General features: G+C 72.1%; 27 protein-coding genes and 1 riboswitch. Of the genes, 15 read left to right on the top strand and 12 right to left on the bottom strand.

From position 1 onward, the window contains the following. Positions 1 to 38: 38 nt before the first annotated feature. The 4 genes from ddaH (at position 39) to BJ965_RS33455 (ending at position 6,578) form a co-directional block, all read left to right on the top strand. A complete protein-coding gene (gene ddaH, locus BJ965_RS33470; protein ID WP_184914055.1) occupies positions 39 to 869 on the top strand; it encodes a dimethylargininase in 831 nt (276 codons plus the stop codon). After that, entirely contained in the window at positions 866 to 2,119 is a 1,254-nt protein-coding gene (gene rocD / locus BJ965_RS33465; protein WP_246546114.1) for an ornithine--oxo-acid transaminase, read from the top strand. The genes ddaH and rocD overlap by 4 nt, the downstream gene beginning before the upstream one ends. 697 nt (positions 2,120 to 2,816) lie before the next feature. Further along, a complete protein-coding gene (locus BJ965_RS33460; RefSeq protein WP_184914053.1) occupies positions 2,817 to 5,273 on the top strand; it encodes a SpoIIE family protein phosphatase in 2,457 nt (818 codons plus the stop codon). A gap of 66 nt (positions 5,274 to 5,339) precedes the next feature. Next, positions 5,340 to 6,578, top strand: coding sequence for a PP2C family protein-serine/threonine phosphatase (locus BJ965_RS33455; protein WP_184917784.1), 1,239 nt, complete (start codon positions 5,340 to 5,342; stop codon positions 6,576 to 6,578). Here BJ965_RS33455 and BJ965_RS33450 read toward each other — a convergent pair whose 3' ends face one another. Continuing rightward, positions 6,579 to 7,034, bottom strand: a complete 456-nt coding sequence (locus BJ965_RS33450; RefSeq protein ID WP_184914051.1) for an RpiB/LacA/LacB family sugar-phosphate isomerase — start codon at positions 7,032 to 7,034, stop codon at positions 6,579 to 6,581. It lies immediately after the preceding gene. Positions 7,035 to 7,389: 355 nt separating this feature from the next. On the opposite strand from BJ965_RS33450, the gene BJ965_RS33445 reads away from it, so the two are divergent. Both BJ965_RS33445 and BJ965_RS33440 read left to right on the top strand, forming a co-directional pair. After that, on the top strand, positions 7,390 to 8,109 hold the full coding sequence (locus BJ965_RS33445; RefSeq protein ID WP_184914049.1) for a lysophospholipid acyltransferase family protein: 720 nt from the start codon (positions 7,390 to 7,392) through the stop codon (positions 8,107 to 8,109). Between the two features lie 58 nt (positions 8,110 to 8,167). Beyond that, positions 8,168 to 9,199 (top strand): NAD-dependent epimerase/dehydratase family protein, encoded by a 1,032-nt coding sequence (locus BJ965_RS33440; protein WP_184914047.1) that lies wholly within the window; start codon positions 8,168 to 8,170, stop codon positions 9,197 to 9,199. A 56-nt stretch (positions 9,200 to 9,255) separates the two neighbouring features. On the opposite strand, the gene BJ965_RS33435 is transcribed toward BJ965_RS33440, so the two are convergent. From BJ965_RS33435 to BJ965_RS33400, 8 genes are all read right to left on the bottom strand, one after another. Next, positions 9,256 to 10,857 (bottom strand): alpha/beta hydrolase, encoded by a 1,602-nt coding sequence (locus BJ965_RS33435; RefSeq protein ID WP_184914045.1) that lies wholly within the window; start codon positions 10,855 to 10,857, stop codon positions 9,256 to 9,258. A gap of 138 nt (positions 10,858 to 10,995) precedes the next feature. Then, a complete protein-coding gene (locus BJ965_RS33430) occupies positions 10,996 to 11,769 on the bottom strand; it encodes an urease accessory protein UreD (RefSeq protein WP_376777957.1) in 774 nt (257 codons plus the stop codon). Next, on the bottom strand, positions 11,766 to 12,443 hold the full coding sequence (gene ureG / locus BJ965_RS33425; protein ID WP_184914041.1) for an urease accessory protein UreG: 678 nt from the start codon (positions 12,441 to 12,443) through the stop codon (positions 11,766 to 11,768). The genes BJ965_RS33430 and ureG overlap by 4 nt, the downstream gene beginning before the upstream one ends. Before the next feature lie 114 nt (positions 12,444 to 12,557). Continuing rightward, complete coding sequence (locus tag BJ965_RS33420) at positions 12,558 to 13,232, bottom strand: urease accessory protein UreF (protein ID WP_184914039.1); 675 nt, start codon at positions 13,230 to 13,232, stop codon at positions 12,558 to 12,560. A gap of 10 nt (positions 13,233 to 13,242) precedes the next feature. After that, positions 13,243 to 14,964: an urease subunit alpha gene (locus tag BJ965_RS33415; protein ID WP_184914037.1), complete on the bottom strand. Its 1,722-nt coding sequence runs from the start codon at positions 14,962 to 14,964 to the stop codon at positions 13,243 to 13,245. Then, complete coding sequence (locus tag BJ965_RS33410; protein ID WP_097215330.1) at positions 14,957 to 15,268, bottom strand: urease subunit beta; 312 nt, start codon at positions 15,266 to 15,268, stop codon at positions 14,957 to 14,959. Before BJ965_RS33410 ends, BJ965_RS33415 begins: the two co-directional genes overlap by 8 nt. 12 nt (positions 15,269 to 15,280) lie before the next feature. After that, positions 15,281 to 15,583, bottom strand: a complete 303-nt coding sequence (locus BJ965_RS33405; protein ID WP_184917781.1) for an urease subunit gamma — start codon at positions 15,581 to 15,583, stop codon at positions 15,281 to 15,283. A gap of 112 nt (positions 15,584 to 15,695) precedes the next feature. Then, positions 15,696 to 16,337: a TetR/AcrR family transcriptional regulator gene (locus tag BJ965_RS33400; protein ID WP_184914034.1), complete on the bottom strand. Its 642-nt coding sequence runs from the start codon at positions 16,335 to 16,337 to the stop codon at positions 15,696 to 15,698. Positions 16,338 to 16,462: 125 nt separating this feature from the next. On the opposite strand from BJ965_RS33400, the gene BJ965_RS33395 reads away from it, so the two are divergent. Continuing rightward, complete coding sequence (locus tag BJ965_RS33395; protein ID WP_184914032.1) at positions 16,463 to 17,455, top strand: ABC transporter permease; 993 nt, start codon at positions 16,463 to 16,465, stop codon at positions 17,453 to 17,455. 94 nt (positions 17,456 to 17,549) lie between these two features. Here BJ965_RS33395 and BJ965_RS33390 read toward each other — a convergent pair whose 3' ends face one another. Continuing rightward, a complete protein-coding gene (locus BJ965_RS33390; RefSeq protein ID WP_184914030.1) occupies positions 17,550 to 17,837 on the bottom strand; it encodes a type II toxin-antitoxin system Phd/YefM family antitoxin in 288 nt (95 codons plus the stop codon). A gap of 89 nt (positions 17,838 to 17,926) precedes the next feature. On the opposite strand from BJ965_RS33390, the gene BJ965_RS33385 reads away from it, so the two are divergent. The 4 genes from BJ965_RS33385 to BJ965_RS38785 all read left to right on the top strand — a co-directional run bounded on the left by BJ965_RS33385 (position 17,927) and on the right by BJ965_RS38785 (position 20,437). Continuing rightward, positions 17,927 to 18,562 (top strand): ATP-dependent Clp protease proteolytic subunit, encoded by a 636-nt coding sequence (locus BJ965_RS33385; RefSeq protein ID WP_184914027.1) that lies wholly within the window; start codon positions 17,927 to 17,929, stop codon positions 18,560 to 18,562. A gap of 8 nt (positions 18,563 to 18,570) precedes the next feature. Then, a complete protein-coding gene (locus BJ965_RS33380) occupies positions 18,571 to 18,879 on the top strand; it encodes a hypothetical protein (RefSeq protein ID WP_184914025.1) in 309 nt (102 codons plus the stop codon). 347 nt (positions 18,880 to 19,226) lie between these two features. Beyond that, a riboswitch (cyclic di-AMP (ydaO/yuaA leader) is annotated at positions 19,227 to 19,428 on the top strand. Positions 19,429 to 19,432: 4 nt separating this feature from the next. After that, the gene (locus BJ965_RS33375) at positions 19,433 to 19,906 is read left to right on the top strand and encodes a C40 family peptidase (RefSeq protein WP_184914023.1); all 474 of its coding nucleotides are present in this window, start codon (positions 19,433 to 19,435) and stop codon (positions 19,904 to 19,906) included. A gap of 39 nt (positions 19,907 to 19,945) precedes the next feature. Beyond that, positions 19,946 to 20,437 (top strand): DUF6328 family protein, encoded by a 492-nt coding sequence (locus tag BJ965_RS38785; protein ID WP_221513280.1) that lies wholly within the window; start codon positions 19,946 to 19,948, stop codon positions 20,435 to 20,437. On the opposite strand, the gene BJ965_RS33365 is transcribed toward BJ965_RS38785, so the two are convergent. Next, a complete protein-coding gene (locus BJ965_RS33365) occupies positions 20,438 to 20,896 on the bottom strand; it encodes an ATP-binding protein (protein WP_030835447.1) in 459 nt (152 codons plus the stop codon). It abuts the gene before it with no gap. A 213-nt stretch (positions 20,897 to 21,109) separates the two neighbouring features. Between BJ965_RS33365 and BJ965_RS33360 the strand changes: the two genes are divergently transcribed. Both BJ965_RS33360 and BJ965_RS33355 read left to right on the top strand, forming a co-directional pair. Further along, complete coding sequence (locus BJ965_RS33360; protein ID WP_184914020.1) at positions 21,110 to 21,970, top strand: helix-turn-helix domain-containing protein; 861 nt, start codon at positions 21,110 to 21,112, stop codon at positions 21,968 to 21,970. Between the two features lie 9 nt (positions 21,971 to 21,979). After that, the gene (locus tag BJ965_RS33355; protein ID WP_184914018.1) at positions 21,980 to 22,210 is read left to right on the top strand and encodes a DUF397 domain-containing protein; all 231 of its coding nucleotides are present in this window, start codon (positions 21,980 to 21,982) and stop codon (positions 22,208 to 22,210) included. 87 nt (positions 22,211 to 22,297) lie between these two features. Here BJ965_RS33355 and BJ965_RS33350 read toward each other — a convergent pair whose 3' ends face one another. Then, a complete protein-coding gene (locus BJ965_RS33350) occupies positions 22,298 to 23,425 on the bottom strand; it encodes an 8-amino-7-oxononanoate synthase (protein WP_184914016.1) in 1,128 nt (375 codons plus the stop codon). 150 nt (positions 23,426 to 23,575) lie between these two features. On the opposite strand from BJ965_RS33350, the gene bioB reads away from it, so the two are divergent. Together bioB and BJ965_RS33340 are read left to right on the top strand one after the other, a co-directional pair. Then, positions 23,576 to 24,748 (top strand): biotin synthase BioB, encoded by a 1,173-nt coding sequence (gene bioB / locus BJ965_RS33345; protein ID WP_184914014.1) that lies wholly within the window; start codon positions 23,576 to 23,578, stop codon positions 24,746 to 24,748. Next, positions 24,741 to 26,039, top strand: coding sequence for an adenosylmethionine--8-amino-7-oxononanoate transaminase (locus tag BJ965_RS33340; protein ID WP_184914011.1), 1,299 nt, complete (start codon positions 24,741 to 24,743; stop codon positions 26,037 to 26,039). Before bioB ends, BJ965_RS33340 begins: the two co-directional genes overlap by 8 nt. Position 26,040: the final 1 nt, after the last annotated feature.

The raw sequence follows: 26,040 nt of genomic DNA, 5'->3' as shown, positions 1-26,040 counted from the left end.
CCCAGTCACACACCGTGAGGAAGCGGAGGGACCCCTCTGTGCCCGACTCCCGTGTGCCGCGCCGGCGGCGCTATCTCGTCTGCGAACCCAGACACTTCGCCGTGCAGTACGCGATCAACCCGTGGATGCATCCCGACGAACCCGTCGACGTTCTCCGCGCCCTCGACCAGTGGCAGGCGCTGGTCGACACCTACCGTGCCCACGGCCATACCGTGGACAGTGTGAAACCCGTTCCCGGCCTGCCCGACATGGTTTTCGCCGCGAACGCGGCGGTCGTCGTCGACGGCCGCGTCTTCGGCTCGCTCTTCCACGCGCCCGAGCGCCGTCCCGAGTCCGTGCCCTTCGAGGCGTGGTTCAAGGCGGAGGGCTACGAGGTGTACCACCCCGAGTCGGTATGCGAGGGCGAGGGCGACCTGGTCCCCGCCGGCCGCTGGATCCTGGCCGGGACGGGCTTCCGTACGACCCGGGAGGCCCACAGCGAGGTACAGGAGTACTTCGGGACGCCGGTGATCAGCCTGACGCTGGTGGATCCGTACTTCTACCACCTGGACACGGCGCTGTTCGTCCTCGACGACGGGCCCGACGGGAACATCGTCTACTACCCCGAGGCGTTCTCGCCGGGCAGCCGTGAGGTGCTGGCCCGGCTGTACCCGGACGCGGTGCTCGCCACCCGCGAGGACGCCATGGCGTTCGGGCTCAACTCCGTCTCCGACGGGCGCCACGTGTTCATCTCACCGGGGGCGACGGCCCTGGCCGACCAGCTGGCCGGCCGCGGCTACGTCCCCGTCCCCGTCGACCTGTCCGAATTCCAGAAGGCCGGTGGCGGCATCAAGTGCTGCACCCAGGAGATCCGGGAGATCCGCTCATGACCGCACCCGTCCGCACCGAGGACTCGCAGGGGGCCCGTGGCTCGCGGGAGACCCGTGGCTCGCAGGAGCTGATCCGCGCGGAGGAGCCGGTCCTCGCGCACAACTACCACCCGCTGCCGGTGGTCGTCGCCCGCGCCGAGGGCACCTGGGTGGAGGACGTGGAGGGGCGGCGCTACCTCGACATGCTCGCCGGGTACTCGGCCCTCAACTTCGGCCACCGGCACCCGGCGCTGATCGAGGCGGCCCATCGTCAGCTCGACCGGCTGACCCTCACCTCGCGCGCTTTCCACAACGACCGGCTCGCCGAGTTCGCGGAGCGGCTGGCCGCGCTGACCGGCATGGACATGGTGCTGCCCATGAACACCGGCGCGGAGGCGGTGGAGAGCGGCGTGAAGGTGGCCCGCAAGTGGGCCTACGACGTGAAGGGCGTGCCAGCCGACCGGGCGACGATCGTCGTCGCGGCGGACAACTTCCACGGGCGTACGACGACGATCGTCAGCTTCTCGACGGACGAGACGGCCCGGGCGGGCTTCGGGCCCTTCACGCCGGGTTTCCGGGTGGTGCCGTACAACGACCTGGCCGCGATGGAGGAGGCGGTCGACGAGACGACGGCGGCGGTGCTGATCGAGCCGATCCAGGGCGAGGCGGGGGTGATCATTCCCGACGACGGCTATCTCGCCGGTGTGCGGGAGCTGACCCGCCGCAAGGGTTGTCTGTTCATCGCGGACGAGATTCAGTCCGGGCTCGGCCGCACGGGCCGCACGCTGGCGGTCGAGCACGAGCCGGTGGTGCCGGACGTGCTGCTGCTGGGCAAGGCGCTGGGCGGCGGCATCGTGCCGGTGTCGGCGGTGGTCGGACGCCGGGAGGTGCTCGGGGTGCTGCACCCGGGTGAGCACGGCTCGACCTTCGGCGGCAATCCGCTGGCCGCCGCGGTCGGTACGGCGGTGGTGGAGCTGCTGGAGACGGGCGAGTTCCAGCGCCGGGCGGCCGAGCTGGGCGAGATCCTGCGCGACGGTCTGACGGGGCTGGTCGGCAAAGGCGTCGTCGGGTTCCGCTCGCGTGGCCTGTGGGCGGGCGTCGACATCGACCCCGCGCTCGGCACCGGCCGCGAGATCAGCGAACGCCTCATGCGGGAGGGAGTCCTGGCGAAGGACACCCACGGCTCCACGATCCGCCTGGCCCCGCCGCTCACCATCACGGGCGAGGAACTGACGGGGGCGCTGGCGGCGCTGGAGAAGGCGCTGGGGTAAGGGTCGGCCGAGGTCACGGGGGCAGGGGCGGAGGACCCCAGACGGGTCGACCGCCCCTCCCTGCGTGCGGGCGACCCAGGAGACCGGCCACCAGGACGCGACTGCCCGGTACCGGCCGAAGGGGCGGGGCGGGGCGGGGGCTGAGGGTCGCGCGGGCGGCCGGAGCTGGACGGCCGCTCGCACAGGGCCGCCGGAACCGGAAGGAGACTCACACAGGGCCGCCACAGCAGAGCCGAGGCCCGCACGGGCCGCCGGAGCTGGACGGAGGCTCGGCACAGAGCGGCACTCGGTCGCCGCACCGGCCCCAGCCGGGCAGGCAGCCCTGCCACCCTGTCCGACCCGCGCCGGTCGTCCCTCCTGCGCGCCGGCGACTCCGGGTGCCTGCTCAACCCGGACGGCGCCCCTGGCCGCTCCCCGTCCCAACGGGAACGGTCGCGGCCTCCCCGGCCTCACGGTGAGTGCTGCCCCGCGCCGAGCCGCTTCTCCCACGCCGGCGAAGGCCGGGCAGTGCGTTCCCTCCCCGCCGGCCGTCCTCCTCCGCCCTTCAACCGGAGCGTCCCCGACACCGCCCGGCTCCTTCGCCTCAGCCGCCTCCCGTGCGCCCCGACCGGCCCTGCACAAGCCGCCCCTCGGCGCCAGAAGGGTGAAGATTGGGGCAAGAGGTGGTAGACCACTCTCAGCGACAGAGAGGTCGGCCGTGGGCGCAGACGAGGTGCACGGCGTTGCCCGGCAGCGGTTCGACGTGGCCGACGCGGCGCCCCTGTTGCTCGATCCACAGGGCGTGGTGACGGGCTGGACCAACGGTGCCCGGCGCCTGCTCGCGTACCCGGCGTCCGAGGCGGTCGGCAGGAAGCTGGCCGACCTGCTGGCCGCCGAGGACGCCGAGCGCGTGCCGGACCTGGTCGAGCGGTGCCGCAGGGACGGTGGCTGGACGGGACTGCTGACGGCCCGCCGCCGGGACGGGCGGCCGGTGAAGGTCGCGGCCCGGATCACCTGGGCCGAGGAGGCGCACGGCAGCTCGCGCTGGCTCATGCTCCTGTCGGAACTGGCCGACGCCCCCGGCTGGGACATGAGCCGCACGGTCCTGGAGCAGATGGCGGCGGGCGCCCCGGTCGGTATCGCGATCGTGGACACGGACCTGCGCTTCGTGTGGTCGAACGCCGCTCTGGAGCAGTTCGGCGGCGGCCCGGCGGCGCGCCGGCTCGGGCTGCGCTTCGCGGACGTCCAGCCGGGCATGGACGGGCAGGCGGTCGAGGCCCAGATGCGGCACGTGCTGGAGACCGGCGAGGCGGTGGTCGGCTACGAGCACGTGGGGCATGTGCGCTCGGCCCCGTTGCGCGAGACGGCGCACATGCTGTCGTTCACCCGGCTCGAGGACGACCGGGGCCATCCGATCGGCGTGTACTACACGGTCGTGGACATGACCGACAGGCACCGTGCGCGGCAGCGGCTGGCGCTGCTCGACCGGGCCGGCGAGAGCATCGGCCGCAGCCTGGACCTCACGCGCACCGCGCAGGAGCTCGCGGACGTGGCCGTGCCGGGGCTTGCCGACTTCGCCACCGTGGACCTGCTCGAGTCGGTGCTGCGGGGCGCCGAACCGGCCCCCGGCCCGCTCGCGGACTCGGAGGAGCCGGTGGAGCTGCGCCGCGCCGGGTACCGGTCCGTGCAGGACCTCACGGAAGCCGTCATCGAGATCGGCGAGGTGGTGGCCTTCCGGGCCGGAACGCCGCCCTTCCGCTGTCTGGCCACGGGGCGGTCCTGGCGCGCCGAGCGGCTCGACCCGCTGACCCGGGACTGGACCACGGACACTCCGAGCGGCCGCCGGGCCACGTTCCGGGAGCTGGGTCTGCACAGCGTGATGACCGTGCCGATCCGTTCGCGCGGCATCACCCTGGGCATCACGACGTTCTACCGGCGCCAGGACCGGGAGTTCTTCGACGAGGAGGACCTGCGGCTGGCGGAGGATCTCGTCGCCCGTGCGGCCGTCTGCGTGGACAACGCCCGCCGCTACACCCGTGAGCGGGATGCCGCGCTCGTCCTGCAACGCAGCCTGCTCCCCCACCGGCTGCCCGAGCAGGACGCCGTCGAGGCGGCCGCGTGCTACCGGCCGGCCGACGAGCTGACCGGCCTCGGCGGCGACTGGTACGACCTCATCCCGCTGTCCGGGGCGCGTGTCGCGCTGGTCGTGGGCGAGGCGCCCGGGCACGGCATCGACGCCGCCGCGGCCATGGGGCAGCTGCGGACCGCCGTACGGACCCTGGCGGCTCTGGATCTGCCGCCCGAGGAGGTGCTGGCGCACCTCGACGACCTGGTGGCGCGGTCGGCGCGGGAGGAGGGCGCGGAGCCCGGGACGGTGGGCTCCGCGGGCACGCAGTGCGTGGGCTCGGGGTGCCTGTACGTCGTCTACGACCCGGTGGACGGCGGGTGCTCGATGGCCGCGGCGGGGCATCCCGCCCCGGCCGTGGTGCAGCCCGACCGCTCGGTCGTGTTCGTCGACCTGCCCCAGGGACCACCGCTCGGCGTGGGGGGCCCGCCGTTCGAGGCGGTCGAGCTGCCCCTTGCGGAGGGCAGCACGCTCGCGCTGCACACCGACGGGCTGCTGGCCCACGGCGAGACCTGGGCCGTCGACGCGGGCAGGGAGCGGCTGCGCCGGGCGCTGGAGCGGGCGGGCCCGCTCGACTCGCACTGCCGGTCCGTGGTCGAAGCGCTGGTACCGGACCGGCCGTACGACGACGTGGCCCTGCTGATGGCCCGGACGAAACGTCTCGGCACCGGGCAGGTCGCGGCCTGGGAGCTGCCCTCGGACCCGGCCGTGGTCGCCGACGCCCGCCGCACGGCCACCCGGCAGCTGGCGCACTGGGGCCTGGAGGAGCTGGCCTTCACGACGGAGCTGGTGGTGAGCGAGCTGGTCACCAACGCCATCCGGTACGCCGACGGGACCATCCGGCTGCGGCTGATCCGGGAGCGCGCACTGGTCTGCGAGGTCCTCGACGGCGGCGCCACCGCGCCCCATCTGCGCCATCCCCGTACGACGGACGAGGGCGGGCGCGGGCTGCTGCTGGTCTCCCAGCTCACGCAGCGGTGGGGCACGCGGTTCGTCCCCGAGGGGAAGATCATCTGGGCCGAGCAGGCCTTGGCGGACCTCCCGGAATGAAGCCGGTCGAGGTTTGCTCATACCGTGCGAAACTGGTGTGACCCCGGCAGCGGTGAGGCGGCGGCCATGGCGGAGACGGCGATCGACTACGGTGCGGTGTTCAAGGCTCTGCCCGGCATGGTGGCGCTCCTGACACCCGAGCTGGTGTACGCGGACGTCAACGAGGAGTTCGTCCGTACCTCCGGCCGCTCGCGAGATCAGCTCGTCGGCAAGTATCTGTTCGACGTCTTCCCGGACAACCCGAACGACCCGGCCGCGACGGGCATGCGCAATCTGGAGGCCTCGCTGTACCGCGTCCTGGCCACCGGAGAGCGCGACACCATGGCCCTGCAGCGCTACGACGTCGAGGACCCGGAGCGGCCCGGCGAGTGGCAGAAGCGCTACTGGAGCCCGGTGAACGCGCCGCTGCTCGGCTCGGACGGCAAGGTCGTGCTGATCCTGCACCGGGTGGAGGAGGTCACGGAGCTGATCAGGGCCCGGGGCGGCACTCCGGGGAACCAGGGCAGCCGGGCCAGCGTGCTGGAGGCCGAGCTGTACACCCGCGCCCGTGAGCTGCAGGAGCTCAACGAACGGCTGCGCCAGGCGCACTCCCGGGAGCGGGAGGTGGCGCTGGCATTGCAGAAGGCGATGCTGCCCGCGCCCCGGCAGGTCCGCAATCACCCGGCCGCCGTCCGCTACCGCCCCGCCGTGGGCGCGCTCAACGTGTGCGGGGACTGGTACGACCTGGTCGACCTGGTGGGCGGCGACCGCATCGGTGTGGCCGTGGGCGACGTGGTCGGGCACGGGCTGGAGGCCGCCGGGGTGATGGGCCAGTTGCGCAGTGCGCTCAGCGCGGCCTCCCGGGTCGCCGCGGGGCCGGCCCAGGCCCTGGACGTGCTGGGGCGTTACGCCCACGTGATCGACGGGGCCGAGTCGGCGACCGCCGTGACGACCTTCATCGACTGCGACAGCCACGTCATCACGTACAGCAGCGCCGGCCATCCCCCGCCCGTGCTCGTCCATGCCGACGGGCGCACGGAGTTTCTCGACCAGGCCACGGACACGCCGCTCGATGCCCGCCCGGACCCGATCCCGAGACCCCAGACCGAGACCACGTTCACGCCGGGCGCCACGCTCGTGCTCTACACCGACGGCCTGATCGAACGGCGTGGCGAGGACATCGACAAGGGGCTGGAGCGGCTCGCCGACGCCCTGCGCGACCATCGGGCCCAGGATCCCGAGACCCTCGCCGACACCGTGCTGTCGGAATTGCTGCCGCCCGGCGGCGCGACCGACGACACCGCGCTGATCATCGTGCGGCTGTGACTACATGCGGGTCTTGCCGTGGTCGAGCAGCCGGACGCGGTCCACGTTCTGCCGGTCCTCGGCGTCCGCGCTGGGCTCACCGGCGAACCACGCGTCGAGGATCTCCGTCAGCAGCGGCTCCGACGTCAGCCGCAGGCTGAGCGCGAGTACGTTGGCGTCGTTCCAGCGGCGCGCCCCGTCGGCCGTGTAGGCGTCCGTGCACAGGGCGGCCCGCACACCGGGCACCTTGTTCGCGGCGATCGAGGCGCCCGTGCCGGTCCAGCAGCACACCACCGCCTGGTCGGCCGTGCCGTCGGCGACCTCGCGGGCCGCGGCCTCGGAGCACACCGCCCACTGGGGGTCGCCGTCCGGGCGCAGCGCGCCGTGCGGGTGCACCTCGTGCCCTCGCTCGCGCAGGGCGGCCACGAGGGAGCGGGCGACGGGTTCGTCCATGTCGGAGGAGACAGAGATCCGCATGCCAGGCAGGTTACTCGCCGGAGCGACCCGGCCACCGGCGGCCCACAGCGGCCGTCCGCCCGCAAGGGCCACCGGTCCGCCACGCACCCCCGCTATCGCGCCAGGCCACCCGTTCGGCTTGCCCGTCACCCGGGCGGCGCAGCACGCTGGTCCCGCGGCCCTCCCCAGCCGCATGAGCACCACCGGACACCCACGCCTGACTGACCATCAGTCAATTGGCGAAGGATCTGTGCGGTCCGCCCGCGCGAGGTGCCCGGCGGCCGTGCCTGCACCTACACTGGCACCCCACGACATGCCGGTTGACCTGCTGGAACGCGGTGGTTGAGGCCGCCGCGGGAGTCGAGGAGCGCCCGCTTTGTTCTACTACCTGCTGAAATACGTGCTGCTGGGCCCGCTGCTGAGACTGGTCTTCCGGCCTCGCATCGAGGGCCTGGAGCACGTTCCCGCGGAGGGCGCCGCCATCGTCGCCGGGAACCACCTGTCGTTCTCGGACCACTTCCTGATGCCCGCGATCCTCAAACGGCGCATCACCTTCCTCGCGAAGGCCGAGTACTTCACGGGCCCGGGCCTCAAGGGCCGCCTGACGGCCTTCTTCTTCCGCAGCGCGGGGCAGATCCCGGTCGACCGTTCCGGCAAGGACGCGGGCCAGGCCGCGATCCGCGAGGGCCTCGGTGTGCTGAGCAAGGACGAGTTGCTCGGCATCTACCCCGAGGGCACCCGGTCGCACGACGGGCGGCTCTACAAGGGCAAGGTCGGCGTGGCGGTGATGGCCCTCAAGGCGGGCGTCCCGGTGATCCCCTGCGCGATGATCGGCACCTTCGAGGCCCAGCCGCCCGGCAAGGTCATCCCCAACATCCACCCCGTCGTGATCCGCTTCGGCGAGCCCCTGGACTTCTCCCGCTACGAGGGCATGGAGAACGAGAAGGCCATCCTGCGCGCCATCACCGACGAGATCATGTACGCCATCCTCTCCCTGTCGGAGCAGGAGTACGTCGACCGGTACGCGGCCGTGGTGAAGGCCGAGGAGGCCGCCGCCGCCAAGGAGCGGAAGTTCCGGCGCATGCCCCTCAGTTGAGCTCTGCTGTCGGCAGAGGCCGGTTCCCGGCCGGCCTCCGGCGATCTACGGTCGCGGCATGAGACGTGCTGTGGTGATCGGGGCGGGCGGGCAGATCGGGAAACCGGCGGTGGAGGCGCTGGCGCGGGACGGCTGGGAGGTGACGGCCGCCTCGCGCGGCGGCGCACGGCACGAGAACTGGCCCGCCGAGGTGCGGACACGGCGACTGGACCGCGAGGACGACGCGGCGCTCGGCGCGCTGATCGGCGACGGCTGCGACCTCGTGGTCGACATGGTCGCCTACGGGGCCCGGCACGCACGGCAGTTGACGGGTCTGGCGGACCGGATCGGCGCGGCCGTGGTGGTGTCGTCCGTGTCGGTGTACGAGGACGGCAAGGGCCGCGGCTTCGACACCATGGGCGAGCCGGACGGTCTCCCGCACTACCCCGTGCCGATCGCGGAGGACCAGGCGACGGTCCCGCCGGGGGACGCCACCTACAGCACCCGCAAGGTGGCCCTGGAGCATGAACTCCGCGCGGTGGGCGACCGGTTGCCCACCACCGTGCTGCGCCCGGGCGCGATCCACGGTCCGTACAGCCCACTCCCCCGCGAGCTGTACTTCGTCAAACGCAACCTCGACGGCCGGCGCAGGCGGGTGCTCGCCTTCCGGGGCGAGAGCCTGTTCCACACCTCGGCGGCGCGCAACATCGCCGAACTGATCCGGCTGGCCGCGGCCCGGCCGGGCTCCCGGGTCCTCAACGCCTGCGATCCACTGCCGCCGGCCGCGTCGGAGATCGGGGCCGCCGTGGACGCGGTCATGGGAGTGGAGACGGAGACCGTCCTGCTGGACGGGCCGGCCCGGGGGTCCGTGGGCAGTTCCCCCTGGTCGGTGGAGCTGCCGGTGGTGTGCGACCTGTCGGCCGCCGAGCGGGAGCTGGGGTACCGGCCGGTCGTGTCCTACCCGGAGAGCCTGCCGGAGACGGTCGAGTGGCTCGTCCGCCGGCTGTCCGGGCAGGACTGGCGCGAGGCGTTCCCCACTCTCGCCCGCGCCTACCCGGACCTCTTCGACTACGCGGCGGAGGACGCCTGGTTCGGGGCACGGCCCGCATGAGTGAGGGGCGGCCGGTGTCCCGGCCGCCCCTCACCACCGTACGGAAACGGCTCCGACTACGGCTTCGGCGTGGCGTGCGGCGCGCAGGTCACGTCCGCGCCGTCCAGCTTGCCGGTGAGCAGGTAGCTGTCCACCCGGGGGTTGATGCACGGGTTGACCAGGCCGGTGACGCCGTGGGAGCCCGCACCCTTCTCCGTGATCAGACGGGAGCCCTTGAACCGCTTGTGCAGTTCCACGGCGCCCTCGTACGGAGTGGCCGCGTCCCGCTCGGACTGGACGATGAGCACACCGGGCAGGCCCTTGCCGGTCTTGACGTTCACCGGCGTCTGCTGCTTGGCCGGCCAGGTGGCGCACGGCAGGTTCATCCAGGCGTTGGCCCAGGTCATGAAGGGGTGGTCCTTGTGGAGCCGGGTGTTGTCCCGGTCCCAGGTGCGCCAGCTGGTGGGCCATTTGGCGTCGGCGCACTCGACGGCCGTGTAGACGGCGTTGCCGTTCTCCGAGGACGCGTTGCCCGCCGTGTCGGACAGGTCGGGGGCGGCGGCGTCGACGAGCGCCTGGGTGTCGCCGGCGACGTACTTGCTGAAGACCGAGGCGGTCGACGCCCAGGCCGAGTCGTAGTACGGGGCGCTCTGGAAGAAGGAGATGAGCTCGGCCGGGCCGACGACCCCGCCGATGGGGCTCTTCTTCGCGGTGGCGCGCAGCTCGAGCCACTTCGCCTGGACTGCGGCGCGGGTGGTGCCGAGGTGGTACGTCGCGTCGTTCGCGGCGACCCAGTCCTGCCAGTCCTTCCAGCGGCTCTCGAACGCGACGTCCTGGTCCAGGTTGGCCTGATACCAGATCTTCTCGCGGGAGGGGTTGACGACGCTGTCGACGACCATGCGGCGCACATGGCCCGGGAAGAGCGTGCCGTAGACGGCGCCCAGGTAGGTGCCGTAGGAGACGCCGAGGAAGTTGAGCTTCTTCTCGCCGAGGGCGGCGCGGATGACGTCGAGGTCACGCGCGGTGTTCGGCGTGGTCATGTGCGGCAGCATCGCGCCGCTGCGCTCCTGGCAGCCCTCGGCGTACTCGCGGGCCGACTTGCGCTGGGCGAGCTTGTCGGCCTCGGAGTCGGGCACCGGGTCGACCTTGGGCGCCTTGACGAACTCCTGCGGGTCGACGCAGGAGATGGGCGTGGACTTGCCGACGCCGCGCGGGTCGAAGCCCACGAAGTCATAGGCCTTGGCCGCGTTGGCCCACACGGGGTTCTTGCCGGTGACCCGGGCCGGGAAACGCAGTCCGGAGCCGCCGGGGCCGCCGGGGTTGTAGACGAGCGCGCCCTGCCGCTCGGCCTTGGTGCCCGTGTTGCCGATGCGGTCGACGGCGAGCTTGATCTGCTTGCCGTAGGGCTTGGCGTAGTCGAGCGGCACGGTGACGTACCCGCACTGGATCGGCTTGGCCAGGTTCCAGTCGGCGGGGCAGTCCTGCCAGTCGATGCCGGCCTTCGCGGCCCGGGCGGCGGCGATCGCTGCGCCCCGGGCCTCGCGGTCCTGGCCGTATCCGCTGCCCGCGCTCGCGTTCGCGGTGGGCGCCGCGACGGCGCCGGCTATCAGCGTGGCCGTGACGAGCGCGCCGGCCGAACCGAGCGCCGCCACCCGCTTCTTCGGTCTCGAACCCCTCAAGGGGGACCTCCCCGTACCTCGTTGCGATCAGTACGGGGATCCTCCCGGTTGTGAGGTCCCTGACAACAGGGCCGGGCGCTCTTCTTTGCCAATCCGATAAACGGAGATGCCGTACTGCTCTACGGACGCCCAGGGGCCTCAACTCCGCGGGAGCGACGCCAACGCCTCGTCGAGCAGCCGCCGCAGCCTGAGGGCGTCCGGCGCCACCGCGGTCACCAGTGCGGCGGGCCCGGCGAGCGGCACCACCGACGCCCCCTCCCCCAGCACCGTCGCGGTCACCGGTTCGGCTGCGAACTCCGGGCGTACGACGACCAGTTGCCCGACGGCGCGATGTCCCGCCAGGACTGCGGGCCCGTCCCAGCCGCCCGGCGCGCCGGGCCCGCAGGCCAGTTCCTGGTCGAGCACGGCACGCCCGGCGATCCGCACGGTCAGACGGCTCGCGAGACGCCCGGGTTCCTCACCGACGCGTCCGAGTACCTGTTCCTCGCGCAGCACGAGCCGGGCGGTGGGTGCGAGCTCGACGCGGGTGGTGACGGACAGGTCACTGCCCTGGGCGGAGATCAACTGCTCGGGCAGCCAGTGCAGTTCGCCATGATCGGCGACATCGAGCCGGACGTCGTAGCGGGCCTCGCCCTTCGCCTGCCCGGGCAGCGCGATGGTGGCGGCGGCCGAGCCGACGGACAGCCGCGCCCCCTCCTCCACCCGTCCCTCCACGGTGAAATGGTCGCCGCCGAGCGGCCCGCTCATCGCGCCGACGAGCATGACCCGGGCCTCGGAGCCCGTGGCCCGGGTGCGCCGCAGCGCCAGGGGCCCGTCGCTCTCCAGCACGGGCAGCGAGGTCCCGCCGCGCCCGTCGTCGCGGGCGACGATCCGTGCGAGGGACCGCACGCCGGCACCGGCACGCACGCTCACGCGGTCCACGCGGCGAGCTGCGCACGCACCCAGGCGGCAACGTCCGTCACTCCGGCCTCGCTCCGCAACGACTGGAAGACGACCGGCAGTTCGGCACGCTGAGCCTTGGCGTCGGCGGCCATCCGGGCGAGATCGGAGCCGACGTACGGTGCGAGGTCGGTCTTGTTGACGACGAGCAGGTCGGCGGTGGTCACGCCCGGCCCGCCCTTGCGCGGGATGTCGTCGCCCCCGGCCACGTCGATCACGAAGATCTGCGCGTCGACGAGCCCCTTGGAGAAGGTCGCGGTGAGGTTGTCCCCGCCGGACTCCACGAGCACCAGGTCCAGCGGTCCGACCGCGTCCTCCAGGTCCTCCACCGCCTCCAGGTTCGCGGAGATGTCGTCGCGGATCGCGGTGTGCGGGCAGGCGCCCGTCTCCACGGCGGTGATCCGCTCCGGCGGCAGCACGGCCTCGCGGAGCAGGAACTCGGCGTCCTCGCGCGTGTAGATGTCGTTGGTGACGACGGCGAGCGCCAGTTCGTCCCTGAGCGCCCGGCAGAGCGCGGCGACGGTGGCGGTCTTGCCGGATCCGACGGGGCCGCCGAGTCCGATGCGGAGCGCTCTGCGGGTGCCGTCGGGACGGTGGGCGTCCGCACTGAGGGCGGCAGGGCCGTGGTTGGTTTGGTCGAGGTGCATGTGCGGCTCCTTGGGGTGGGGGTGGGCGCTGGTCTGGAGTGCGGGTGGGTGGGGGCTGGTCGCGCAGTTCCCCGGGCCCCTGAGCGGGGCGGTCTGCACGGGTCCGGAGAGCGGCTACGAGGCGAACAGCCGTACAGGCCACCCCGCGTGCGTCTCCGCCCCGATCTCCAGCAGAGGGGCCGACCCCGCCGGCAGGGCGTCGACCCCCTCGCCGACCGCCGTCCGGGCCGCCTCCACCGCCCGGTCCGCGACCCGGTCCACCTCCGGTGCCAGCCGGGCCAGCGCCCGTGTCGCGTCGAACGGATCCAGGCTCAGCAACCGCACGGTCGCCGACGCCGGCCCGCTCACGCTTTCGTACGCCGCGCAGTACGCCGCGTCCACCGGCCCCAGCCCCGCCGCCCGGGCCGCCAGCCCCAGCACCACCGGCTGATGCGCCCCCTTGGGGAACTCCCTGCCGAGCGCGTCCAGTTCTGCGGACGGCCAGGTCGCACGGGCGGCCCGCAGCAGCTGCCGTCCCAGCTTCCGCGCGGCGACCCGCAGCGCGGGCGACGGCGTCCGCGCGTCCGCCGCCCGATCCAGCGCGACGGGATCGATCCCGAGCGCCGCGGCCGCGGACAGCCCCGCCGCCATCAGCCCCGCCGTGTGCAACCGCCCGCGGCAGAACTCCTCCAGGCTCGTCGCCCCACTGATCCGCCCGGCTTTGACCGCCGCCTCGGCACCGCCGGAGTGCGCGTGCCCCCCGGCGGGAAACCGCCCGTCGGCCAGGACGAGAAGCGCTGCACGCGACATCAGACCACCCTCAGAACAGGAAGTACCGCTGGGCCATGGGCAGTTCGGCCGCCGGCGCCGCCTCGACCAGCTCCCCGTCGATGTGCACGGCGAAGCTGTCGGGATCGACCCGGACCTCGGGCCGGGCGTCGTTCTCGCGCATGTCGGCCTTGGTGACCCCGCGCGTCGACTCGATCTCGGCGAACCGCTTGCCGAGCCCGAGCCGTTCCGGCAGGCCCGCCTCGACGGCCAGGGGTGCGACGAAGTTGACGGAGTTGGAGGCCGGCGCCCGCCCGATCGCCCCGTACATCGGCCGCGGCAGGATCGGCTGCGGTGTGGGGATGGAGGCGTTCGCGTCGCCCATCTGCGCGTAGGCGATCTGCCCGCCCTTGATGACCAGCTGTGGCTTGACGCCGAAGAACGCCGGCTCCCACAGCACCAGGTCGGCCAGCTTGCCGCTCTCCACCGACCCGACCTCCCTGGCCAGGCCCTGGGCGAGCGCCGGGTTGATCGTGTACTTGGCGACATAGCGACGTACGCGGCGGTTGTCGGCCCGTCCGTCCCCGGGCAGGGCGCCCCGCCGCCGCTTCATCACGTGCGCGGTCTGCCAGGTGCGCATGACGACCTCGCCGACGCGCCCCATGGCCTGGGAGTCGGAGGAGATGATCGAGATCGCGCCCAGGTCGTGCAGCACGTCCTCCGCGCCGATCGTGGAGGGCCGGATTCGGGACTCGGCGAACGCCAGGTCCTCCGGCACGGCCGGGTTGAGGTGGTGGCACACCATCAGCATGTCGAGGTGTTCCTCGGCGGTGTTGACGGTGAACGGCCGGGTCGGGTTGGTGGAGCTGGGCAGCACGTACGACTCGGAGACCACGGTCATGATGTCCGGCGCGTGCCCGCCTCCGGCGCCCTCGGTGTGGTAGGCGTGGATGCCCCGCCCGGCGATCGCGGCCAGGGTGTCGCCCACGAATCCGGCCTCGTTGAGGGTGTCGGTGTGGATGGCGACCTGGATGCCGGTCCGTTCGGCGACCGTCAGCGAGGCGTCGATGACGGCCGGGGTGGAGCCCCAGTCCTCGTGCAGCTTCAGACCGAGGGCGCCACCGCGGATCTGGGACAGCATCGCCTCGTGGGAGACGGTGTTGCCCTTGCCGAGCAGGCCGATGTTGAGCGGGAAGGCCTCCATCGCCTCCAGCATCCGGGCGAGATGCCAGGGGCCGGGCGTCACGGTGGTGGCCTTGGAGCCCTCCGCGGGGCCCGTGCCGCCGCCGACGAGGGTGGTGATGCCAGAGGAGAGCGCCTCGTCGGCGATCTGCGGGCAGATGAAGTGGACGTGCGCGTCGATCGCGCCCGCCGTGAGGATCCGCCCGTTGCCGGCGATGATCTCGGTCTCCGGGCCGATGACCAGGTCCGGGTGGACGCCGTCCATGGTGTCGGGGTTTCCGGCCTTGCCGATGCCGGTGATCCGGCCGTCGCGGATGCCGACGTCGGCCTTGACGATCCCCCAGTGGTCGATGATCACCGCACCGGTGACGACGGTGTCCGGGGTGCCGTCCGCCCGCGTGGCCCGGGCCTGGCCCATGGACTCGCGGATGACCTTGCCGCCGCCGAAGACCGCCTCGTCACCGGCGAGTCCGGGGCCGCCGGAGCGGTCCTCCTCGATCTCGACCAGCAGGTCGGTGTCGGCGAGCCGGATCCGGTCGCCGGTCGTCGGGCCGAACAGGTCGGCGTACGCGGCACGCGAGATCTCAGGCATCGAGGGCACCTCCGGTCTCCCCGCGCAGTCCGGGCACCACACGGGCGCCGGCCAGCGGCACGAGTTCGACGTCGACGGGGATCCCGGGCTCGAAGCGCACGGCCGTGCCGGCGGCGACGTTGAGCCGCCTGCCGCGCGCGGCTGCGCGGTCGAACTCCAGGCCGGGGTTGGCCTCGGCGAAGTGGTAGTGGGAGCCGACCTGGACGGGCCGGTCGGCGGCGTTGAGGACGGTGAGGCGGACGACCTCACGGCCCTCGTTGTAGGCGATCGGCCCGTCGGCGAAGAGGATCTCTCCGGGAATCACGGCGGCTCCCCGTCAGACGATCGGGTCGTGGACGGTGACGAGCTTGGTGCCGTCCGGGAAGGTGGCTTCGACCTGGACGTCGTGGATCATCTCCGGGATGCCCTCCATGACGTCGTACCTGGTCAGGAGCTTGCGTCCGGAGGACATGAGTTCCGCGACGGTACGGCCGTCACGGGCGCCCTCGAGGATGTGCGAGGTGATGAGCGCGACCGCCTCGGGGTGGTTGAGCTTCAGCCCGCGGGCCCGGCGCTTCTCGGCCACGTCGGCCGCCACGTGGATCAGCAGCCGTTCTTGCTCGTGCGGGGTCAGTTGCACGTCCACCTCACAGTCGTCACTCCGGGCCGTGCGGGGCCCGGTTGCCGCGGCCACGGGGCAAAGTGCCAGGTGGCGTGGACCGGCAGGCTAATTGCGCCGCGTTTCGGGCACGTTAACCGACCTGTGATCCACCGGCGTCCCCGCCACGCATGCCCGTCAGGGCCCGCAGACCGTCCCGGAGCACCTCGACCGGGGCGGGTCCGAAGAGGGACTGCTGCGCGATGAACCCGAGCACCGAGGCGATCATCGTGCGGGCCACATGGTCCGGCGCCACGTCCGCCCGCATCATGCCGGCCTCCTGATACCCCTCGACGATCCTCCCCCAGGCCGCGCGGACCGAGCCGTAGCCCTCCCTCAGGAGGGCCGCCAGCTCCTCGTTGCGCAGGGTCTCCGTCCACACCTGGATGACGAGCCGCGGAAAGGCGGGCCGGCCGTCCACGACCAGGGACTCACGGGCGGCGAGCGTCCGGCCGAGGACCGAGGCGACGAGTTCGTCCGGCGGCGGGGGCGGGCTCTGCCGCGCCGCCTCCTCGAAGGCCTCGCGGACGGAGCCGAGCGTCTCCGCGACGATCGCGCCGATCAGCTCCTCCTTGCCGCTGAAGTAGCGGTACACCGCCCCCGCCGAGAGGTCGACCTCCTTCAGCACGTCCTGCATGGACGTGGCGTGGAAGCCGTTGCGGGCGAAGCAGAGCGCGGCGCCGTCGAGGATCTGGCGGCGGCGAGCGTCGAGATGTTCCTGGGACACGCGAGCCATGATCCCAAAGTAAAACGAATATTCATTCTTGACAAGACGCCGCGACCGGAGCACGGTGAGGACGCATCAAAAACGAACGATCCTTCTTTTTAATGTTCCGGTCCCGCCAGCCCCAGGAGACCCTCATGCCTTCCCGCAACCGCCATGTGATCGCGGTCGTCGTCCTCGTGCCCGTCCTGGCCGCCCTCGCCCTGTGGGCCTTCGCCTGGCCGGCCTCCCGTATCGCGCCCCGCGACCTGCCGCTGGGCGTGGCCGGACCGGCCGCCGCCGCGACCCAGGTCGAGCGGCAACTGGAGGGGCACGAGGGCGCCTTCGAGATCCACCGCTACGCCGACGAGGCCGCCGCCCGGGACGCCATCGAGGACCGGAGCGTGTACGGCGCGGTCGTGGTCACCGCGCAGGGACCCGAACTGCTCACGGCTTCCGCGGCCGGACCGGTCGTCGCCCAGTTCCTCCAGCAGGCCGTGGCCCACCAGGCCGGCGCCGAGGGAACACAGGTCAAGACGGTCGACGTCGTGTCCACCCCGGCCGGCGATCCGCGCGGCGCCGTGCTGAACGCCGCCACACTGCCGCTGGCCCTGGCCGGTATCGCGGCGGGCGCGGTCGTCACCCTGCTGGGGCTGCGCGGCTTCCGGGCCGTGACCGCGCTGCTCGGCGCGTCAGCCCTGGTGGGTGTGATCGCGGCCGGGATCGCGCACAGCTGGCTCGGGGCGCTCGGCGGGGACTGGTGGACGGAGGCGTCGGTACTCGGTCTGTCCACGCTGGCCGTCGGCGGTGCCGTCGCCGGTCTCGCCGCCCTGATCGGCCCCGCCGGCACGGGTGTCGGAGCCGCCCTGGTGATGCTGATCGGCAACCCCTTCTCCGGCGCCACCTCGGCCCCTCAGATGCTGCCGGAGCCGGCCGGGGCGATCGGGCAGTGGCTCCCGCCGGGCGCGGGTACGACCCTGCTGCGCTCGGTGTCGTACTTCGACGGCGCGGCGGCGACCGGGCCCGCCCTGACCCTGGCCTGGTGGGCGGTTCTCGGCCTGGGTGCCGTACTGCTCGGCGGCTCGCTCCGGGCCCGGAAGGCGGGCGGCGGACCCGCGGCCGAGCGGCGGGAACTCTCCGCCGTCGCCTGACCGCCGACCGACGCGCCCGAGCGCCGTCACACAAAGCGACCGTGCATCCCGCCCTAGTGGACGGGGACGCACGGTCTTTTCCGTGTGTCCCGCCCTAGGCGGGGCCGGCCCCGCGGTGCTGCGCCGCGATACCGAACCGCCGGGGTTCGCCAGGGGCGGACGCGACCTCGCGGACCGTGGAGAGCGCGCTGACCACCTGCTCCTCCGCCACCTCCGCAGGCTCCTGGGTCTCTTCGAGTCGCCGCAGGTCATCGGCCGATACGAGGGCGACGAGAGGCTTGCCGTGCCGGGTGACGACGACGCGTTCACCGGCGTACACCACGCGGTTGATCAGGTCGGCGAGCTCAGCCCTGGCTTGCGTCACCGGAATCTCGTAGGCCATGTCCCCATCATAACGGCATGTACGTCCTGTACATTTTTTACAGACGAGCTGTCGCCGGAGACGGCTCTGCCCGCGAGGAGGGGTTCGTCATGACCCGACCGTCCGCCCGCCATGTGCTGCCCGAGTTCACCGAACGCACGGGGTCCGGGCAACGGACGATGGATCCGTACTCGAAGCTTCTGGAGGAGCGGATCGTCTTCCTCGGGGCACCGGTGGACGAGACCTCGGCGAACGACGTGATGGCCCAGTTCATGCACCTGGAGCACCGGGCCCCGGAGCGCGACATCTCGCTCTACATCAACTCCCCCGGCGGCACCTTCCACGCGATGACGGCCCTCTACGACACGATGCGGTACCTCTCCTGCGACGTGGAGACCATCTGCCTGGGCCAGGCCGGTGCCGCGGCCTCGGTGCTGCTGGCGGCGGGCACGCCCGGCAAGCGGTTCGCGCTGCCCGACGCCCGCCTGGTGATCCATCAGCCCGCCCTGCCCGAGCCGGTCCGGGGGCAGGCCGGTGATCTGGCGATCCAGGCCGACGAGTTGACGCGCGTCCGGAGCCGGATGGAGGAGATGCTCGCGCTGCACTCGGGCCGCACCCGGGAGCAGGTGAGCGCGGACATCGAGCGGGACATGATCCTCACCGCCCAGGAGGCGGTGGAGTACGGCTTGGTGGACGGGGTCATCCCCAACCGCAAGGCCACTCCGGCCCCGTCGACCGGTCGGTGAGGCCCCCGGTGCTCCCGCCCGAACTGCCGCCGCTGCCCGCCCTGACACGCGCCGAGGCGGAACTGATCGACCGTTACCTCGATGTCGTCGACCTGCTCGGCCGCATCAACCCGGCCCAGGAGGGCGACACCTACCGCGGACTGCGCGCCGCTCAGGCCCTGGTGGGCAAGGCGACCGCGCTGCGTGACGCGTTGGCCCTGATGCACCGGCGAGGCGAGACGGAACTGCACGCCGGCACGCTGGCCCGGGCCCTGCGGGTGCTGGACGGTGAGCGGCGCACCGCCCGGCTCACCCTGCCCCCGGAGTCCGTCAGTTGACGCGGAACCGTCGACTCCGGACGCACGCACCGCCGGCGACGCGCCCGGAGCTGAGTTGAAACGGACCAAAAGACGTACCCCTGTTCGGAGTAGGCGGGAGACCGATTTTGGAGCCGCTCCGGTTGCGCAACGCGCGTAGCCGATGGACGGAATGGGGCATTCCGTCGCTGGTCCGGAGCTCCGCGAACCCGTGGACAGTGGCTCGAACGCACACGTGTCCACCCGAACGGGTGAGTGGTGAGTAACAACACAAATCCCCGGTTCCGTTGGGAAATCCGGACAGGCATGCGCCAAGATCCCTGTCTGACGACAAGCCCCCGCCGCTGTGGCGGGGCGATCCGGGCGGACGCCGAGTCCTGCCGCCGCCCGGATGACCGGTCGACAGGAGTGGATCGGCAGGAGTGGAGGACCCGAGCACGACGGGTCGCCGGGACGGTCACGCCATGACCGCCCCCGAGCAGCCCTTGGGGTGAAGCCGCGTCAGCGGCCGGGCAACTTTGTCAGCCCGAATCCGACAGGTCATCCTTCACAGGCGGCTGACGAAGGGTTGCGCATGACTGCGCTCAATCGTGTCCCGTCGCTCATGGCCCGGGCCGGCACGGCCTCGGCGCTCACCATCGCCGCGGTGAGCGGCTCCATCGTGGCGCCCGGCTTCGCATCCGAAGCCGCTGCGGCCACACCGGCGACCAAGGCACTCCAGATAGCGGCCTCCAAGAAGGGTTCGCCCTACAGGTACGGGGCCACCGGTCCGCACCGGTTCGACTGCTCCGGGCTCACGCTCTACTCGTTCAAGAAGGCCGGCAAGAAGCTCCCCCGCACGGCTGCCCAGCAGTACAACAAGACGAAGCACATCTCCGCCAAGAGCCGCAAGGCGGGGGACCTGGTGTTCTTCCACTCGGGCAGCAACGTGTACCACGTCGGTATCTACGCGGGTAAGAACAAGCTCTGGCACTCCCCGAAGAGCGGGGACGTGGTGCGACTGCAGAAGATCTGGACCAAGAGTGTCTGGTACGGACGCGTGAAGTGATCCGCCCGGCGTGCGGCGGCGTCCTTGACGCGCCGCCGCATGCCGGAGCGTGACACGGGCTCATGTGCATACCCGTGCTCCCATGGCCGAGCACCGCCCTGCACCGCGCGCAACGAGACGCCGCTGCGACGCGCCGACCGCACCTTCGTCGAGCTGCTCCAGGAACTGCGCGTCACCCGGACGGGCGTGCAGATCCTCTTCTTCTTCCCGCTGGCGCCGGCTCTCGCCCCGCGCTTCGAGGAACTCGACGCGCTCCAGCGCGTCACCTACGTCAGCGCCCTGCCGCCGGCGATCCTGGCCGCCGCCCTCTTCGCCGCTGCGGCACACCGTCGGACAGCCGTCAGGGCTGCGAGGGGCGGCAGCGCACCGGGAGGCGTCGGCGCGGCGCCGGTGACGGCCGCGGGCTCCGGCGGGGGGCGCGGGGCGCGGAGCGGGCGTCAAGGCCGTGGGGATGGCCCGGATGCGGGTCGCGCGGGCCGGGGCGCGAGGAGGGCGCCGCTGGACACGCCGTGCGGGTCCCGCCGCGTGTGACTACGGCTCCTGCTGCACCGCGGTCGTCACCGGCTGGACCGGGACGACCCAGGGAAGTTCGATCGAGATGGTCTTGCCGCCCTCGCGCGTGGGGCGGATGCGGAGCCTGCCGCCGCATTCCGCGGTCAGCCAGCGGATGATGACCAGGCCGCGGCCGTTGTCCTGCTGGACGGCGGCCGGCAGGCGTCTGGGGAAGCGGGGGTGGCTGTCCGTGACACCGATGCGCAGGTGCTCGTCACGGTCCAGTTCGACGTCCACGGTGAACGTCGGCGACTGGCCGAAGGTGTGCTGGACGGCGTTGGTGGCGAGTTCGGAGATGATGAGTCGGACGGTGTCGGACACTTCCGTGTCCGCCGGCAGGCCCCACTCCGCCAGCGTGCCCACCACGTAGGCACGCGCTGCGGAGACCGAGGCGGGATCGCTCGGCAGAGTGACGGATGCTTCCAGATGGTCTGCCATGGCGACATCGTCCTTTTCCCACGGGACCGGAGCCCGACACGGAGCGGATGGTTCGAGTACGGTCCCGGACTGGTGCTTCGTCGCCAGACTGCCACCAGAGCACCCCTGAAGGACGGCGATCCACCAAGATGTGCATATATCTGTCGCTCAAAGCGGTGAACTCTGCGACGCGAGACCGTATTTGGGTGGCTCGGAAGGAGTAAGGAGGAGCCCATGCAGCACGGTCCCGCGGTGCGCCGCCGGAAACTGGGCGCCGAACTGCGTGCGCTGCGCACCTCTGCGGGGCTCACGAGCGGTGAGGCGGCCCGGCTGGTGAGCTGGCACCAGTCCAAGGTCAGCCGGATCGAGACGGGCACGAGCGGGGTGAAACCGGCCGATGTGCGGTTACTTCTCGACGTCTACGGCGTGACGGACTCCCAACTTCGCGAACTGCTCATGATGTTGGCGGGGTCCGACGACAACGGGGGCCGGCACCACTGGTGGCACGCCTACCGGGGAGTGCTGCCGCCCACCTACCGGGACTTCATCAGCCTGGAGTCGCAGGCCGACACGATGCGCACGCTGGAGACCACCGTCGTCCCCGGACTGCTCCAGACGCCCGAGTACGCCCGTGCGGTGACGAGGGCCGCGGTGGAGGGACTTCCGGAGGACGGGCTCGACACGCTGGTCGAGGTGCGGCTGGCCCGGCAGGACGTTCTGCGTGCGGATCCCCCGCTGGAACTCAGTGCCGTTCTGGACGAGGCGGTGCTGCGCCGGGAGGTGGGCGGCCCCGGGGTCATGGCCCGCCAGCTGGAACGGCTGGTCGAGGCGGCCCGGCTGCCCCAAGTGCGCCTTCAGGTACTGCCGTTCGCCGCCGGGGCACACATCGGCGTCACCGGCCCTTTCGTAATCTTCTCGTTTTCGAGCACTTCTGATCTGGATGTGGTTGTTCTCGACCACTTGACGAGTAGCCTCTACCTCGAACGGAAAGAAGACCTCCAGGCCTACACGGAGGCCTTCAACGCCCTTCAGATCCACGCCCTTTCGCCCGAGGACTCGTTGGATTTCATCGCCGGGACAGCCGCCGGCGCGTAAGGAGGCACCATGCGTGCACTGCCTCGTCACGTCCCCTCAAGCATCGAACTGCACGGTGTGCGGTGGTTGCGCAGCAGCTACAGCACCGGTGCGAACAACTGCGTCGAGACCGCGTGTCCGGACGCCCCGCCCTGGGCCGGGCTGCTCGCCGTGCGCGACTCCAAGGACCCGGCCGGACCCGCACTGCTCTTCTCCCCGGGGAGCTGGGCGGCGTTCGCGGCCGCGGTGGAACGCATGTAACCGCGTTCGATCAGGCCGTCTTCGATCAGACCGTCATCGTGCGACGCACGGCCGTGTCACGCCGACTCATGGCCGCGTCTCGCCGACTCATGGCCGCGTCTCGCCGATCAGTCGTACAGCGCGTTCGATCTGCTGAGCGGTCAGGTCCGCGCGGGCGGTCAGCCTGAGCCGTGAGATGCCGTCCGGCACGGAAGGGGGCCGGAAGCACCCCACGGCCAGGCCCGCCGCGCGGCACCGCGCCGCCCAGCGCACGGCGTCCTCGGGAGAGGGCGCCCGCACCGAGACCACCGCGGCGTCCGGACGCACCGCTTCCAGGCCCTCGGCGGTCAGGCGTGCGTGCAGTTCGCCCGCCACCGCGCGGGCCCGTGCCGCCCGCTCCGGCTCGCGGCGCAGCAGCCGCAGGGCCGACAGCGCCGCCCCCGCCGCCGCGGGCGCCAGTCCCGTGTCGAAGATGAACGTCCGGGCGGCGTTGACCAGGTGGTCGACGACCCGGGCCGGGCCGAGGACGGCTCCGCCCTGACTGCCGAGCGACTTGGACAGCGTGACCGTCGCGACGACGTCGTCCGCGCCCGCGAGCCCCATCTCCTGCGGGGCGCCGCGGCCGCCGTCCCCGAGAACGCCCAGTCCGTGGGCGTCGTCGACGACCAGCCCCGCGCCGTGCGCCCGGCAGGCCTCGGCCAGCGCGGCGAGGGGGGCCGCGTCGCCGTCGACCGAGAAGACCGTGTCGGACACGGTGATCGCCGTGCCCTCGTGGGTGGCCAGTGCCTTGCGCGCGGCGTCCGGCTCGGCGTGCGCCACGACCTGGGTGGTACCGCGGGCGAGCCGGCAGCCGTCGATGAGCGAGGCGTGGTTGCCCGCGTCGGAGACGATCAGGGAGCCGTGCGGGGCCAGCGCGGTGACCGCCGCGAGGTTGGCGGCGTAACCGGAGGAGAAGACGAGAGCCGCCTCGAAACCGCAGAAATCAGCCAGTTCCCGTTCGAGTTCGGCGTGCAGTTCGGTCGTGCCCGTGACGAGCCGGGAGCCGGTCGCGCCGCCGCCCCAGGTCCGCGCCGCCCGGGCCGCGCCCTCGGTGACCTCGGGGTGGCGGGCCAGCCCGAGGTAGTCGTTGCTCGCCAGGTCCAGGAGCGGCGAATCGGCCGGACGGGGGCGCAGAGTCCGTACGAGTCCGGCGCGGGCACGCAGCTCCGCCTGCTCGTCGATCCAGCCGAACGCCATGGGTGGTCCTCCGGAGAATTTGTAGGCAGTGCACAGACACTAGCGGGACCACCAGCAGGTCACTGTGTGGCAATACCCACACCTCGAAGCGACTCTGTTGTGCGAACTCTCCTTTGCCCCGGGCGCCTCCTTAGGACAGGATCGGCTTCCATGGACCTGCTGAACACGCTGGTGGACAAGGGGCTTCGGCGCGAGCTGCCGACCCGTGACGAGGCACTGGCCGTCCTCGCGACGTCCGACGACGACCTGCTCGATGTGGTGGCCGCGGCCGGAAAGGTGCGTCGGCACTGGTTCGGCCGACGGGTGAAACTGAACTATCTCGTCAACCTCAAGTCCGGCCTGTGCCCCGAGGACTGCTCGTACTGTTCGCAGCGGCTCGGCTCGACGGCCGGAATCCTGAAGTACACCTGGCTGAAGCCCGACCAGGCGTCCGACGCGGCGGCGGCGGGGGTGGCCGGAGGGGCCAAGCGGGTGTGCCTGGTGGCGAGCGGACGGGGCCCGACCGACCGGGACGTGGACCGGGTTTCCGAGACGATCAAGACGATCAAGGACAACAACGAGGGCGTCGAGGTCTGCGCCTGCCTGGGACTGCTCTCCGACGGTCAGGCCGAGCGGCTGCGCGAGGCCGGCGCCGACGCCTACAACCACAACCTCAACACGTCCGAGGCGACGTACGGGGAGATCACCACCACGCACACCTACGAGGACCGCGTCGACACCGTCCAGAAGGCGCACGCGGCCGGTCTGTCCGCCTGCTCCGGGCTGATCGCCGGCATGGGCGAGACGGACGAGGACCTCGTGGACGTCGTCTTCTCCCTGCGTGAGCTGGACCCGGACTCGGTTCCGGTCAACTTCCTCATCCCGTTCGAGGGCACGCCGCTCGGCAAGGAGTGGAACCTGACCCCGCAGCGGTGCCTCAGGATCCTGGCGATGACGCGGTTCGTCTGCCCGGACGTCGAGGTGCGGATCGCGGGCGGACGCGAAGTCCACCTGCGCACGATGCAGCCGCTCGCACTGCACCTGGCCAACTCGATCTTCCTCGGTGACTACCTCACCAGCGAGGGCCAGGCCGGCAAGGCCGACCTGGAGATGATCGCGGACGCGGGCTTCGAGGTGGAGGGCACCGGCCAGGTGACGCTGCCGGAGCACCGGGCCGCCGCAGGCTGTCACGACGGTGGCGGAGTCTGCGGTTCCGGCAGCGGGGCGTGCGGCTCCGGCGAAGAGCCGCAGGCCGCTGAGGCGCACACGGGCGCCGAGCCCCGGACCGACCTGGTCGCCGTGCGCCGCCGGGGCGCCGGGACGGACCTCGCGCCCAATGCCTGAGCCGGCCGTTTCCGAGCTGCTGGAGCTCGACCGGCGGCATGTGTGGCATCCGTACGGCCCGATGCCCGGGCGGCAGGAACCGCTCGTCGTGGAGTCGGCGAGCGGGGTGCGGCTGCGGATCGCCGACGGCTCGGGAGTGCCGGACGGTCCGCGCGAGCTGGTGGACGGGATGTCGTCCTGGTGGTCGGCGATCCACGGCTACAACCATCCGGTGCTCAACGAGGCCGCCCGTGAGCAGCTCGGGCGGATGAGCCATGTGATGTTCGGCGGGCTCACCCACGAGCCCGCCGTACGCCTGGCGAAGCTCCTTGTCGACATGTCGCCTGAGGGTCTGGAACATGTCTTCCTCGCCGACTCCGGTTCGGTGTCGGTCGAGGTCGCGGTCAAGATGTGCCTGCAGTACTGGCGTTCGCTGGGCCGTCCCGGCAAGCAGCGGCTGCTGACCTGGCGCGGTGGCTACCACGGCGACACCTGGCAGCCGATGTCGGTGTGCGATCCCGAGGGCGGGATGCACGATCTGTGGACCGGGGTGCTGCAGCGTCAGGTGTTCGCCGGCCCGCCCCCGGCGGAGTACGACGAGGCGTACGCGGAGCAGCTGCGGTCGCTGATCGAGCGGCACGCCGGCGAACTGGCCGCGGTGATCGTCGAGCCGGTGGTGCAGGGCGCGGGCGGGATGCGGTTCCACTCCCCCGCGTATCTGCGCGTGCTGCGCGAGGCGTGCGACGCGCATGACGTGCTGCTGGTGTTCGACGAGATCGCGACCGGGTTCGGCCGTACGGGTGCGCTGTTCGCGGCGGGGCACGCGGCCGTCACGCCGGACGTGATGTGCGTGGGCAAGGCGCTGACCGGCGGCTACCTGACGATGGCGGCCACCCTGTGCACCGCGCGGGTGGCGGACGGCATCTCGCGGGGCGAGGTGCCGGTGCTCGCGCACGGCCCGACGTTCATGGGCAATCCGCTGGCGGCGGCGGTGGCCTGCGCCTCGGTCGAGCTGCTGCTCGGTCAGGACTGGCTCGCCGAGGTCAAGCGGATCGAGGCGGGGCTGCGGGACGGACTCGCGGCGGCCTCGGACCTGCCGGGCGTGACGGACGTACGGGTGCTCGGTGCCATCGGCGTGGTCCAGCTGGACCACGCCGTGGACATGGAGGCGGCGACGGCGGCGGCCGTGCGCGAGGGCGTGTGGCTGCGGCCGTTCCGCGATCTGATCTACACCATGCCGCCGTACGTGACGGGCGAGGAGGATCTGGCCCGGATCGCGCGGGCCGTGTGCGCGGCGGCGCGGGAGGGATGAC

It is taken from the genome of Streptomyces luteogriseus (genome assembly GCF_014205055.1).
GTDB lineage: Bacteria > Actinomycetota > Actinomycetes > Streptomycetales > Streptomycetaceae > Streptomyces > Streptomyces luteogriseus.
The sequence above is the reverse complement of the archived record's forward strand: the minus strand, read 5'-3'. Positions and strand labels throughout refer to the sequence as shown.